Origin of the sequence: Cobetia sp. 3AK (assembly GCF_029846335.1) — a bacterium.
GTDB lineage: Bacteria > Pseudomonadota > Gammaproteobacteria > Pseudomonadales > Halomonadaceae > Cobetia > Cobetia marina.
Genome location: NZ_JARWKR010000016.1, coordinates 17631 through 31250 on the forward strand (window position 1 = coordinate 17631; position 13620 = coordinate 31250).

At 64.1% G+C, this 13620-nt stretch carries 9 protein-coding genes and 3 tRNA genes; 7 read left to right on the top strand and 5 right to left on the bottom strand.

Features of this window, described 5'->3' with window-relative positions; all coding sequences use genetic code 11:
• The first annotated feature begins 191 nt into the window (after window positions 1-191).
• Both QD228_RS16535 and QD228_RS16540 read left to right on the top strand, forming a co-directional pair.
• A complete protein-coding gene (locus QD228_RS16535; RefSeq protein WP_077373602.1) occupies window positions 192-902 on the top strand; it encodes an SOS response-associated peptidase family protein in 711 nt (236 codons plus the stop codon).
• A 209-nt stretch (window positions 903-1111) separates the two neighbouring features.
• On the top strand, window positions 1112-4075 hold the full coding sequence (locus QD228_RS16540; RefSeq protein ID WP_279876094.1) for an insulinase family protein: 2964 nt from the start codon (window positions 1112-1114) through the stop codon (window positions 4073-4075).
• Between the two features lie 199 nt (window positions 4076-4274).
• On the opposite strand, the gene sbcB is transcribed toward QD228_RS16540, so the two are convergent.
• From sbcB to minC, 4 genes are all read right to left on the bottom strand, one after another.
• Window positions 4275-5750 carry an exodeoxyribonuclease I gene (gene sbcB, locus QD228_RS16545; RefSeq protein WP_077373596.1) on the bottom strand — a complete coding sequence of 492 codons (1476 nt, stop codon included), beginning with the start codon at window positions 5748-5750 and terminating at the stop codon, window positions 4275-4277.
• 110 nt (window positions 5751-5860) lie between these two features.
• Window positions 5861-6121 (bottom strand): cell division topological specificity factor MinE, encoded by a 261-nt coding sequence (minE, locus tag QD228_RS16550; RefSeq protein WP_043336475.1) that lies wholly within the window; start codon window positions 6119-6121, stop codon window positions 5861-5863.
• A complete protein-coding gene (gene minD, locus QD228_RS16555; protein WP_077373593.1) occupies window positions 6118-6936 on the bottom strand; it encodes a septum site-determining protein MinD in 819 nt (272 codons plus the stop codon). Before minD ends, minE begins: the two co-directional genes overlap by 4 nt.
• 83 nt (window positions 6937-7019) lie before the next feature.
• Entirely contained in the window at window positions 7020-7802 is a 783-nt protein-coding gene (gene minC, locus QD228_RS16560) for a septum site-determining protein MinC (protein ID WP_077373590.1), read from the bottom strand.
• Between the two features lie 605 nt (window positions 7803-8407).
• On the opposite strand from minC, the gene QD228_RS16565 reads away from it, so the two are divergent.
• On the top strand, window positions 8408-11230 hold the full coding sequence (locus QD228_RS16565) for a DUF349 domain-containing protein (RefSeq protein ID WP_279876095.1): 2823 nt from the start codon (window positions 8408-8410) through the stop codon (window positions 11228-11230).
• Window positions 11231-11480: 250 nt separating this feature from the next.
• Here QD228_RS16565 and phbB read toward each other — a convergent pair whose 3' ends face one another.
• A complete protein-coding gene (phbB, locus tag QD228_RS16570) occupies window positions 11481-12227 on the bottom strand; it encodes an acetoacetyl-CoA reductase (RefSeq protein ID WP_077373584.1) in 747 nt (248 codons plus the stop codon).
• 369 nt (window positions 12228-12596) lie between these two features.
• Between phbB and QD228_RS16575 the strand changes: the two genes are divergently transcribed.
• From QD228_RS16575 to QD228_RS16590, 4 genes are all read left to right on the top strand, one after another.
• Window positions 12597-12673 (top strand) — tRNA-Met (locus QD228_RS16575).
• Window positions 12674-12715: 42 nt separating this feature from the next.
• Window positions 12716-12792, top strand: a tRNA-Met gene (locus tag QD228_RS16580).
• Window positions 12793-12835: 43 nt separating this feature from the next.
• Window positions 12836-12912 (top strand) — tRNA-Met (locus QD228_RS16585).
• A 158-nt stretch (window positions 12913-13070) separates the two neighbouring features.
• A complete protein-coding gene (locus tag QD228_RS16590) occupies window positions 13071-13550 on the top strand; it encodes an EVE domain-containing protein (RefSeq protein WP_084207783.1) in 480 nt (159 codons plus the stop codon).
• The last annotated feature ends 70 nt before the right edge of the window (window positions 13551-13620 follow it).

Consider the following 13620-nt stretch of genomic DNA (forward strand, 5'->3'; position numbering starts at 1 on the left):
TGAAGCGCCCCGTGTCAGCCATTGAATCGAACAGTGTTTCCGTCCAGCATATCGAGACTGAGCACAAACGCAAGCGCCACCAAGGTGTGGCATGCTGGCGACTGCCGCGTGCAGCGGGGCTCTCGCGCTCATGATTGGGCAATGCGTCGCCCTGCATGTTCCCCCCCTGCCCTTCATCTCAAAGGATTTCCGTGGCCGGACGCCTGTACCTTCCCCCGTTTCCCGAAGACCTGCCGCCCAGTGAACTGTTCGGATCACTCGCGACGCCTGCCCTCACGCGTCAGCTGCGGGAGGAGCGCCTGGTGAGCGCCAATCGCGCTCCGCGCCTGCCGGTCTCGATGCTGCGCCTGGAAGGCCCGAGGCTTCGCCAGGTGCCAGCGCTCTGGGGGCTGACGCCCAGCTGGCTGGAGGTCATGGACCACGCGCCCCACGTGGCGCGCGCCGAGTCGCTGGAAACGCGACGCATGTTCCGCGAATCCTTTACCAGTCAACGGGCACTGATTCCCGTCGGTGGGGTCTATGTCTGGAAGGAACAGCCGCGCATGAAGCAGCCCTTTCTGGTCACGCACGCCACCCGCGCTCCGCTGTTGCTCGCCGCGCTGTGGACCCGCCACTTCAGCCCCCCGCTGATGGAAGGACTGCCCCCCGAGGGGCGCGACAGCTTCGCCTTGATCAGCGTGGCGTGCGCGGGTGTCACCGCACGTCTGACCGACCGCATGCCGGCAGTGATCGCACCGCATCAGGTGCGGGAATGGCTGAGCGCCGATACCCCGCTGGACAGGGTACGTGCCATGCTGACACCGGACGCCAGCCTCGCGGCCTTCCCCGTCGCTCGCCGGGTCAATGATCCCGCGCACCAGGAATGGAGCGTCGCGCACCCCACCGGCCCGATGCTGAGCTGAGAGACGCCACTCGGCGCCCGGACAGCATGCTCAGATCGGGAACGCTGAATCCAGGCCGGTCAGACACGCGTATCGCTAGAAGGGGAGCACATCCTCGGACCTGCGCTGCTTGTGAGGCGTTGCTGATCTACCTGCGCGCTTGCGACGCATGAATCGCCCTTATCGAACCACCATGCCAGTGTCATCGGTGCCGTGAACCAGGAGAGAAGATGTCCTTGCCATCAGGATTCCGTCCGCTCGCTTTGAGCGCTGCCATTGCCGCCATCGTCATCACCGGCCTGTCGCCCGGCGTCAGCCTGGCCGATTCATCCACGCCCCCCGCACCGTCCTCCATGACGTCAGCCACCTCGGCCTCTGCCATCACCCAGGCAGGCCCGGTGATCAAGAGCGCCAATGACCAGCGCGACTATCGCAGCCTGACGCTCGACAATGGCCTCAAGGTGCTGCTGGTGAGCGACCCGGCGGCTGACAAGGCTGCCGCTGCCATGGACGTGGAGGTGGGCAGCGCCCAGGACCCCGATGACGTTCCCGGACTTGCTCACTTCCTCGAGCATATGCTGTTCCTCGGCACCGATCGTTATCCAGAGCCTGATGCCTATCAGGAATTCATCACCCGTCACGGCGGACAGCACAACGCCTTCACCGCCAGCCAGGACACCAACTACTTCTTCGATATCGCACCGGATGCCTTCGCCGAGGCCCTGCCGCGCTTTGCCCGCTTCTTCGTCGCACCACAGTTCAATGCCGACTACGTCGACCGCGAGCGTCATGCCGTGCATTCCGAATATCAGGCACGCCTGCAGGATGACGGGCGGCGCGTGAATGAGGCTGTCGAGCAGGCACTCAATCCAGATCACCCCTTCAACCGCTTCAGCGTCGGCAGCCTCGAGACACTCAAGGACAGCGAGGCCGGCAGCCTGCGCCAACGCCTGGTGGACTTCTATCAGGCGCATTACGGCGCCGGCGTGATGCGCCTCACCCTGGTCGGCCCCCAATCGCTGGACACGCTGGAGTCACTGACGCGCCACAACTTCTCCGATGTCCCGAATCGCGAGCTCTCACGGCCACAGATCGACGCGCCGCTGGTCACTGCCGATGAGCTGCCCGCACGCGTGGAGGTCAAGGCACTCAAGCAGGAGCGCGAGCTCGACTTCATGTTCCCCATCGAGGACCCCGTCGCACAGTATCGCGTCAAACCGGTCAGCTACCTTGCCAATCTCATCGGACATGAAGGGGAAGGCAGCCTGCTGGCGGTGCTCAAGGACAAGGGCTGGGCGGATGGGCTCTCGGCCGGCGGCGGCCCCAGCGATGGCGAGAATGCCCTGCTCAGCATCAATGTCACCCTGACGCCCGAGGGCGCCCGGCACCAGCCGGAAATCCGCGCCGCGCTGTTCGACTATCTGGCATTGATTCGCCAGCAGGGCCTGGAGGAGTGGCGCTACAAGGAGCAGGCGGCGCTGGGCGAGCAGGAATTCCGCTTCCAGCAGCGCAGCTCTCCCGTGGACCTGGCCAGCAGCCTGGCCATGATGATGACGCGCTATCCGGTCAAGGATGTGCTGGCCGCGCCCTACCTGATGCAGGACTATGACGCCGAGCTGATCGAGTCGACCCTTGATCGCCTGACGCCAGAGAATCTGCTGGAGGTCTACTCCGGCCCTGATGTCACGGGAGAGCAACAGGGCAAATGGTTCAAGGCGCCCTATACCCTGACGCGCCTCACGGACGATGCCGTCGCCCGTGCCGGAGACGATCCCTCGCTGGCCGCCCGGCTTGCCCTTCCGGCTCCCAACCCTTATCTGGCCAGCGACTTTCAGGTCCTGAATCTGCCCGATGCGCCGCCACGTCAGCTGATCGACGAGCCCGGTGCCGAACTCTGGTATCAGGGTGATGACAGTTTCGGGGTCCCGAAGGCCGAGTGGCGCTTCGGGCTGCTCAACCCCGCCGTGAGTGCCTCGGTCGAGGATGAAGTCATGAGTCGCGTATTGGCGGCATGGCTGAACGACAGCCTGAATGCCCGCCTGTACCCGGCACGTCTGGCCGGACAGGATGCTCTGGCCTATGCCCATGGCCGCGGCATCACGCTGCAGTTCAGTGGCTGGCGCGACGGCCAGCAGCCGGAAATGCGCGAGGTGCTGGATCAACTGGTCAATGGTGACATCGACTCTCAACGACTGGCACGCATCACGCAGCGCATGACACGCAGCCTGAGCAATCGCGCCCAGGCGCCCCTGTATACGCAACTGGGCCGCAGTCTCAGTGAAGCGCTGGTCGGCCAGCCCACCACCGTCTCGCAGCAGCAGGACGTGCTGGCGCAGGTCACCAGCGAACGTCTGGACGCCTTCCGCAAGCGCTTCCTGGCACGCCTGCATGTCCAGGCCATGGTGACAGGCAACCTGAGCGACACTCAGGCACGCGAGACCGGTCAGCTGGTGATCAATGGCCTGGCCCCCCACGTCACGCGCGACGGCATCCCGGAGCTTGCCATCCACCGGGTGGACCAGCCCCTCGCGTTGCGACCGGAGAGCTCACGCGGCGATGCCGGCGCACTGCGCTACCTGCAGGGCAAGGATCGCACGCTCGAGAGTCAGGCCAGTCTGGCCGTGCTGGGCCAGCTGATCGAAGCCCCGTTCTACAGCCGGCTGCGCACCGATGAGCAACTGGGCTACATCGTCTCGGCCAGCTACTCCCCCATGCTGGATGCCCCGGGCCTGAGCCTGCTGGTCCAGTCGCCTTCCAAGGACAGCAAGACCCTGCTCTCGCGCATGGATGCCTTCTTCACGACCTTCGATGAGCGCATCACGGCGCTGGATGAGGCCACGCTCGCCAGCTATCGCAGCGCAGTGATCGATGGTCTCGAGCAGAAGCCGCGCCGCCTCTCCGAGCTTGCATCACGCAACTGGAGCGAACTGAGCTTCGGCTGGACCGACTTTGATCGCCGCCAGCAGCTGATCCACACCGTGGAGCAGGTCAGCGTCCAGGATATCCGTGACGCCTGGCAGCAGGTGACTCAGGCGGCGCCGCTGGAACTGGCCTTTGATCCCGAGATCCCCAGCGACTTCGATCAGCGCCTGCCGACGCTCGCGCTCCCCCTGCTGCCGGAGGCGCCACGTGCCGAGCACGGTGCCACCAACGCCGCTCCCTCGGCGCAACCTGCGGGCAATGCCCAGCATTGATCGCGCCACGCGTGCATGCCCGACGGCCAGGCGGGTCAGTCAGAACGCTTCCGTGAAGGACGGAGCCGTGAAGGACGGAGCCGTGAAGTGAAGGGCAGATCAGAGACGAGTGGAGCGTCAGATTTTTCTGAGAGATGAACGACACGACCCCGGCGAATTCGCCGGGGTCGTGTCGTTGTGGCTGCGAGAATTTCGAGAATCAGCCAAAGGCCTGTGGCGGCATGATGCCTTCCACATACATCGCCAGTTCTTCCAGAATCTGCACGCGCGCCGGATCCTGCTCGTTCTGGGCCAGACGCTGGATCTCGCTGACGAAGCCCTTCACGGTCAGGCTGGCGACCTGCTCGTCATTCATGCGCTCCCAGCGCCACTGCTCCCAGCGCTCCCGCTCGGCTGAATCAAGCGTGTAGCCGTAGCTGCGTGCGCGGTAGCGGAACAGCATCTCCTCGAGCCGCCCATCCTGGAAGGCGAAGGGCGTGTCATCCAGCGCCTCGGGGTGAGAGGCACGCACGCGCTCCATCTCCTTGCGGTCCGCGGGCGAGAAGAAGCCTCCCGAATAGAGCATCAGGTCCGGGTCAGCCGGGCCGGCCGGCGGCGTCTCGGCAAACACCTGGGCGACCTTCACGCCGACCCCCGCATTGTCCTTGAGCCACTTCCAGTGCTCACGACATCGTGCAGGGTCGAGCTTGAGGCGCGCGACGATCTCGCCGTATTCCCCCTGGTGAGGGCCGGAGACATCCTTGAGCGCCGTCGCCGGCATCAGCACCGGACTCTTGTTGAGATGAATGACCTTGAGGGGGATGCGCTCCTCACCTTCCGCCAGGTCATCCGCACTGGCGAACACCCGCGCCCGAATCTCCTCGGGAGTGAGATCCATCAGCGGTGCCGGGTCCACCGACAGGTCATAGACGATGACGCCATTGGCATTGGAGGGGTGCTCCGCCAGCGGCACCACCAGCGCACCGCATGCTCGCGAGGCCGGATAGCGACGTGAGATGTGCAGCATCGGCTTGCGCGCACCGATGTCCAGCAGGCTGGCGACATGACGCTTGTTGCGCAGCTTGAGCAGATACTCGAACAGCCGCGCATTGCGTGACTTGAGCAGACGCGCCAGGGCGATGGTGGCCCGCACATCGACCAGGGCATCGTGCGCGCCGGCATGCTCGATGCCATTGGCGGCCGTCAAATCTTCCAGACGGAAGCTGGGGGCTCCGTCCTCGCGCCGCGGCCACTCGATCCCCTCGGGGCGCAGCGCATGGAAGGCACGCACCACATCGATCAGGTCCCAGCGCGAATTGCCGTTCTGCCACTCACGCCCGTAGGGGTCGAGGAAGTTGCGATAGAACAGGTGACGGCTGACTTCATCATCGAAACGCAGGCTGTTGTAGCCCACCGAGCAGGTGCCCGGCACGCTCATCTCGTCGTTGATGCGCCCGGCGAACTCGGCCTCCGGCAGGCCGCGACGCTCGGCCTGCTGCGGCGTGATCCCCGTAATCAGGCACGCCATCGGATGAGGCAGGAAGTCGTCAGCGGGCTTGCAGAAGAGCGTCAGCGGCTCACCGATCTCGTTGAGCTCCGCATCAGTACGAATGGCGGCAAACTGCGATGGACGGTCGCGGCGCGGGTCGGCGCCGAAGGTCTCGTAGTCGTGCCACAGGAAGGTGGGCTCTGCCACAGGAAATCTCCACGCGGACGGTCAGAAAATGCACATGCCAGAACATCGCGCCCGAGGGGGGGCGATGTTCTGGCAGGAAAGTCGTACGAATCAGCGGTTGTCGAGTCTGCTCATGCCTCGCCGGGGCGCGGCAGAGTGACGTTCAGCTCGAGCACCGAACAATCATCCTCGCGGTCCAGCGAGATGTTGATGGCATCCTGATCGACCTGAACGTACTTGCGAATCACCTCCAGCAGCTCACGCTCCAGCATCGGCATGTAATCCGGCTGGTCACGCTGACTGCGCTGGTGAGCCACGATGATCTGCAGCCGCTCCTTGGCGACATTGGCCGTCTTCTTGCGCTCTCGCTTCAGAAAATCCAGTAATTTCACTTGCGCCCCCCTCCAAACATTCTGGCCAGCAGACCGCGCTTCTCGACTTCATGGAAGCGCAGCTGGACTTCCTCGCCCAACAGGCGGGAAACGCAGTCCACATAGGCCTGACCAGCATCGCTCTTCTGGTCGTGGGTCACCGGCACCCCCTGGTTGGAGGCGCGCAGCACGGCCTCCGACTCGGGAATCAGGCCGATCAGCGGGATCGACAGGATTTCCTGGATGTCCGTCAGATTCAGCATGTCACCCCCGGTCACGCGCGCCGGATGGTAGCGGGTGATCAGCAGGTGTTCGCGCACCGGAGAATCGCCGTTCTCGGCACGGCGTGTCTTGGAAGACAGCAGACCGATGATGCGATCGGAATCGCGCACCGAGCTGACTTCCGGGTTGGTGACCACCACCGCTTCATCCGCGAAGTACATCGCCAGCTGGGCACCGCGCTCGATACCGGCCGGGGAGTCACAGATGACGTAGTCGAATTCTTCCCGCAGGCTTTCGAGCACCTTCTCGACGCCTTCCAGCGTCAGCGCATCCTTGTCACGGGTCTGGGAGGCCGGAAGGATATGCAGGTTGTCGATGCGCTTGTCGCGGATCAGCGCCTGCTTGAGATTGGCCTCGCCCTGGATGACGTTGACGAGGTCGTAGACCACGCGCCGCTCGCAACCCATGATCAGATCCAGGTTGCGCAGACCCACATCGAAATCGATCACGACGGTCTTGTTGCCGCGCAGAGCCAGTCCGGTGGCAATGGCGGCGGCGCTGGTCGTCTTGCCGACTCCGCCCTTGCCTGACGTCACTACGATAATCTTGGCCAAAGGTATCTTCCTTGCTGAGAGTCCCCCGTGAAACGGGGATCACCGGTAAATATTGGATATCGTTCGAGGCACGCCGGCATCACTCAACCGAGGCGTGCGATACAAAGCTGGTCGTGTTCGAGCACGACTTCGACACTGGCACCCAGCAGACGATTGTCGATGTCGTCCAGGCGCTTGTAGGTTCCCGCTACCGAAAGCAGCTCGGCATGCAGTTCCTTGCAGTAGATGCTGGCGTTGCGATCGCCATGGATGCCGGCCAGCGCCCGGCCGCGAAGGGCGCCATAGATGTGCACGCTGCCGGCGGCCAGAATCTCGGCACCGGCATTCACGGCACCGATGATCACCAGATCACCCTCTGGCGCGCTGACCTGCTGCCCTGAGCGCACGGTACCACGGTAAACCTTGCTGGCATGGGCCGGCACCTCAACGACCGCGGCTTTTTCGTCCGCGACAGTCGCCTCTGGCTCGTCGGCGGGAGTCGCTTTCGCCTCAGGCTCGACAGTCGTGACCGGCGGCACGGACTCCAGCGTCCGGCCGCGATTTTCCTGGGGCGGGAACCACCCGAGACCCAATGCCCAAGCAGACTGGCGCACCGGGTCGCCACCACCGCGCACCGCCACCGGCAACAGCTTGTGGCCGCGACACACGGCGCAGATACGCTCCAGCGCCAGGTGCGGCTCGTCGAGCTTCTCGACGCTCAACACCACCGGCGTGTGCTGAAAGAAGGCGGGGGACTGGCTGAGTTTGCTGACCAGTTGGGCACGGATCTGCTCCGGGTCTCCACTGACCAGTTCCATGACCGTCATCGGCAGCATGCCGCCTTTGAAGGTGAAGGCCTGGGAGGCCCTGTCCGTACTGAGACTCATGACCTGACTCCGGGTTGCGTGAGGGAAGTGACACCCTCCGACACTCGTGAAAGAAGCTCGTGACGCTCGAGACATCCCTGGGATGGCATCCCGAAGCAGAAGGCCATCTGCCCGGCAGGCAGATACCTGCCCGACGACTCATGCGGTGAAACGCCGAGGCCGGACGCCCCATCTCCCCGCGACGCAGTGCGACTTATGCAGGAAGCGAGCTTCGTGATGACGTATCACCCGAGCGAGGAATGACCTTTCATGAACCATCGCTCTGCTGAACAAAGCTATGTGAGCTGACACGGCGCTGCAACTGATGATACGGCCAGCAGTCCACACTGTCAGGTGTCGCGAGGCCACGACGCACGAAAGAGTCATCTCATGATGACCTGACTCATCCCGCGCGAAGGCGCTCGGCATACACTCTCCCCCGGTTTCCCTGCACCGATGGGCGCGTGAGACCACACAACATGGCCTCGTGACTGATAAGATAGCGGGGTGACGAAATTCATGCGCCGTCACCCCGGTTCACCGACAGACCCGAGTGTCCTGGTCCTGTCCGAGTGACTGGCCGCTGTTGCGCCCCTCTATTTTTTTGCCTGGATAACCGCTCTCTCATGACCGGACTGCTTTCCCGCCTCACTGGCCGCCTGTTCGCCCCTCGCTGGCAGCATGCCAACCCGACCATTCGCTCCGCTGCCGCGGCCCAGCTGGACCCTGAAACGCCGGATCAGCGCCAGATACTCGAGTCTCTGATTCTCGAGGACCCTGCGCTTGAGGTGCGTCATGCCGCTCTGGCACGCATGGCGACACCGGAGCGACTGCTGCCGCTGCTGGACCGGGCCGACGGGCTGGTACGCGAGCGACTCGTCGAGCTGCTGAGCGGTGGTCAGGATGCCCCCTCCCTGCTGGATCGCGAACAGCTGGTCGCACGCCTCGATGACAATGAGCTGCTGGCCGCCATCGCGGCGCGCGGGGACAATCAACAGTTGCGTCTGGTCGCGCTGGAACGTCTCACCGATGAAGCCGCCCTGATCCATCAGGCCTGCCACAACAGCATCGCGGCGGTGCGCCATGCCGCCGCCGCTCGCATCACCAGTCAGGACGGGCTGGAGCAGCTGGTGCGCGGCGCCAGACGCGATCGTCACGTCCAGCGTCAGGCCCGCGACACGCTCGCCCAGCGCCGCGCGGATGCCCAGCAGGCAGACGCTCTCAATGCCAGCCGTGACAACCTGCTGCGCCAGATGGAGAAGCTGCCGCGTCAGGCCTGGGAAGACAGCGTGCCATCACGCTATCGCTCACTGCTGCGCGAGTGGGAGCGACTGCCGGCCGCCGACCACGACGTCCAGCAGCGTTTCGAGGAAGCGCGTCTGCAGGCGTACAAGGTCATCAGCGATCACGAAGCCCGTGAACAGGCCATCCGTGAGCATGAACGCCTGAGTGCCAACCTGAGCACCCACCTGGAAGAGATCCTCACGGCCCTGCACCAGGCGCGCGCGGACCTCCTCAGTCGCGAGTGCGTCAATGATCACGACTTCGCCAGCCTTCAGGCTCAGCGTCGTCTGCAAGGCGAACGCTGGCGCGAGCTGACCGACCAGTTCTCGGCCCCTGCCGAGCTGCTCGAACGTCATCAGCGCCTGCAGCAACAGCTGCAGGACCCGCTCGATGCCTGGTATCGCCATCAGCTGTGCCAGGGCGAGATGGACGCGGCGCTGGTCGACAATGACCTGGAACAGATGGCACGTCTCGAGCGCGAGATCGCCTGGCCAGCAGAGCTGCCGCTCACCAGAACGCTGCATGCCGTGCGCCAGGCGCTGGAGGCAGCTGCACCGCCGGCGACGACCGATGAAGAGAGTGCCGACGAGGCCGCCGCGACCGATGAGCCCGCCACGGACAGCAGCGACAAGCCCCGAACGCTTGATCTGGAAGCCATCAGCGCCGAACTGGATCAGCTGGACACCTACCTGGAAGCCGGCAAGCTCAAGCCCGCCAGTCGCCTGCATCGTTCACTGCGCGACCGCACCGAAGGCCAGCTCGACAGCGAGCGTCAGACGCGCCTTCGTCAATTGGGCGCTCGCGTCGCGGAGCTGCGTGACTGGCAGAACTTCGTCGCCGCTCCCAAGCGTGAACAGCTGCTGGAAGCCATCACCACATTGGCCGAGCGCGAGGACCTCAGTGATGAGCAGCGCGACCGCCAGCATCAGCAACTGATTCAGCAGTGGCGCAGCCTGGGCGATGCCGCTGCCAGCCGTGAGTCCAGCCAGTCCTTCCGCAGCGCCTCGGACAGCATCAAGCAACAGCTGCAGGATTACCGCGAAGCGCGCAAGCAGGCACGCGAGCACAACCTTGCCATGCGTGAGGCGCTCTGTGAGCAGCTGGAATCGCTCAATGGACACGCCATGGGCGATGCGGACCCGGACGCCCTGCGCCAGATCCGCGACCGCGCACGCGAAGAGTGGCGCCGTCACACTCCGGTACCGGCAGGCCCGGGCCGCCAGCTGTCGCATCGCTTCGGTGAAGCGCTGACCGCGCTGCAAGGCTTGATCGACCAGCGCGCCGGCGAGATCGCCGCGGCCAAGCAGGCATTGGTGGACGCCGCCGAAGCGCTGGCCGATGAAGACGCTCCGGCACGTGCGCGCGCCGAGCAGGCCAAGGCACTGCAGACCCGCTGGCGGGAACTGGGCCGTGCCCCCAAGGGCGAGGAGCAACGCCTGTGGTCTGCCTTCCGCGCCGCCTGCGACCGCATCTTCGCCGCACGTGATCAGGACCGTGAAGCGCGTGACACGCGCGAGCAGGTCCGCCTCGAACAATGGCAGGCTCTGATCGAGCGCCTCGATAGCTGGGAACCGACGACCCTGGAAGACGCCGCCCAGCTGGACGACGCCCTCAAGGAAGCCGACGCGCTGGGTGCCCTGCCGCGTGGCAAGCGCGGTGACGGCATGCGTCGGCGCTGGAATGGCATTCTCAAGCGTCGCGAACAGCGCCTGGATGAACTCCATGCCCAGCAGCTGCGCCAGGAATGGCAGCAGTGGCGCGACCTGCTGGAGCAACATGCCGTCGCCGATGCCAGTGCACGCCAGGGCAATATCGAGGATGTCGAACTCCCCGAGTCATCGGCGTTCGACGATGCCAGCCGCCAGGCCAATGCCGCGCGCAACCAGATGCGCCGTGCCGAGCCGGTCAGCGCCAACGCCGCCAATGAGCGCCTCGCGGAGCTGCGTGTCCATCTGGCGATCCTGTTCGAGGCGCCGCTAGGTGCGGAAGACGAATCGCGGCGCCTGACCGTTCAGGTGGCCCGCATCAATCAGCAACTGGGCGAGCGCCTTGAGCGTGATGAGGAACTCGACGAGGTGCTGGATGCGCTGCTGGCCAATGGTCCGCTGGACTGGGAAGCCTGGCAGGCCGAGTTGCCGCGCTTCGATGCCCTGTTCAACCACTGACGGCGTCGGGTCGGCATAGACAGTCAGCTGACCGGCACCCTACGACGACGAAGCCCCCGTCTCGAGAGAGACGGGGGCTTCGTGGTGTTCACGACAGGAAAAGTGCGCTTGCCCCTCTCCTGTCAGATCCTGGTTCCTGTGAGTGCGCTCTGCGGCCTCTTGTACGCTTGATGGCCTCTTCCGCCCTGCCGGGTTCTGCCACCCTGCGGGTACGTCGCGAGACGCCGGGGCACATGAGCACGAACGGACATCAGCCCATGAACTGGCCACCATTGATGTCCAGATTGGCACCGGTGATGAAACCGGATTTCTCGTCCGCGAGGAATGCCACCGCGCGAGCGATCTCGTCCGGCTGACCATAACGCTTGACCGGAATCGTCTCGCGGATGGATTCACGAATCTCTTCCGGAATCTTCATGATCATGTCGGTGGCGATATAGCCCGGCGACAGAGTATTGACGGTGATGCCCTTGGTCGCGGTTTCCTGTGCCAGCGCCATGGTCAGACCATGCATGCCCGCCTTGGCGGCCGAGTAGTTCACCTGACCGAACTGGCCCTTGCGGCCGTTGATGGAGGAAATGTTCACGATGCGGCCGTACTTGTGCTCCAGCATGTCATTGATGACGGCACGGCAGGTATTGAAGACGCTATCGAGGTTGCAGTTGATGACTTCGCGCCACTGCTCGTAGCTCATCTTGCGCATGGAGGTATCACGCGTGATCCCTGCGCAGTTGACGAGCACGGCCACCGGCCCGAAGCGCTCGCGAATTTCATTGACGCCTGCCTGACAGGCTTCGAAGTTGTCCAGCTCGATACCGGAAAGCGCGATGTTCTCGAACCCGGCAGCACGCTGTTCCTGCAACCAGCCTTCTGCCTTTTCCTTGTTCCTGTAACCGGCAATCACCTGGTACCCCTGGCTCGCCAGCTCACGACAGATGGCGGAACCGATGCCACCGGTGCCACCGGTGACCCATGCAACGGGTGCTGTTTGCGTCATGTTATTGTCTCTCCCTGTTCCTGGAACGTCCTGTGCCCGCAAGGGAGCACAGCATGGCATTTCGCCGTTGATCGCTCATCGACTGGCTGGCGATCTTCCGGTAACGACAAACACTGACAGGCGTCTCTGACAGCATGGCGACAACCGTGCGCTCGGTGAAGACTGTCACCGCCCTGCGCGAGGCGTGTCACTCTCAGTATGGACAGGATTCCCACGGAAAGTATGTAGCAGATCTCTCACATTGATTGAGGTCAATTCCATCACCCTTGCTCCCCCCCATCGCCTGGCCGCCTCAGGAAAGTCTTCCGGCTGATTACGGGATAACGGTTGACTCAGCACTGTATATCCTTATACTACGCCCCACGTTGATGCGGGGTGGAGCAGTCTGGTAGCTCGTCGGGCTCATAACCCGAAGGTCATCGGTTCAAATCCGGTCCCCGCTACCAGCAAGCGCCAGCAGTTTCGGCACTTGGGAAACAACGTGATGTTGCGGGATGGAGCAGTCTGGTAGCTCGTCGGGCTCATAACCCGAAGGTCATCGGTTCAAATCCGGTTCCCGCTACCAACCTCTGATACGTCAGAGTTGGAGCAAAGGCAGTACCCAGTGTTGCGGGGTGGAGCAGTCTGGTAGCTCGTCGGGCTCATAACCCGAAGGTCATCGGTTCAAATCCGGTCCCCGCTACCAAGAATTCGAAAGGCCTGATGCCCTGCATCAGGCCTTTTTCGTATGCGTGACATTCCTGTGCGAGGATATCGACGAGGCCAGCGCCCGGACCTCATTCCTCCCATTCTCCACGCCCATCACCTTCACACTCATCACGTCAGTCTCGAAGGAGTGCCTGCATGCGCCACTGGCTGGTCAAGACCGAACCCGACGCCTTCTCGCTGGAAGACCTGCGCCGCGAGTCGCCGGCACTCTGGGATGGCGTGCGCAACTACCAGGCGCGCAACTTCCTGCGCGAGATGCAGCTCGGGGATGTCGTGCTCATCCAGCACTCCAGCTGCAAGGTACCTGCAGTGGTCGGGCTGGCCGTGGTCAGCGAGCTCGCCCTGCCGGACCCGACAGCCAGCGACCCCGAGCACAAGGGCTTCGACCCTCGCCAGATGGCGGACCTCGAGGCCGGCAAGACGCCGCGCTGGGTCGCTCCGCGCCTGCGCTATCTGCGTTCGCTGCGCAGTGCACTTCCCATCGCGCGCCTGAAGGCGAAGCCCGAGCTGGCCGACAGTCACCTGGTCCGCCGTGCCCGCCTTTCCGTCATGCCATTGAGTGAGGACGAGATCCAGTGCATCGCCCGCCTGGCCGGGGACGACCTCAAGCCTTGAGACCCCCGCCCGCGCCAGATGACCCCTGCACATCTTGAACTCGCCCGCCGCGGCCCGCATCATCAGGCCA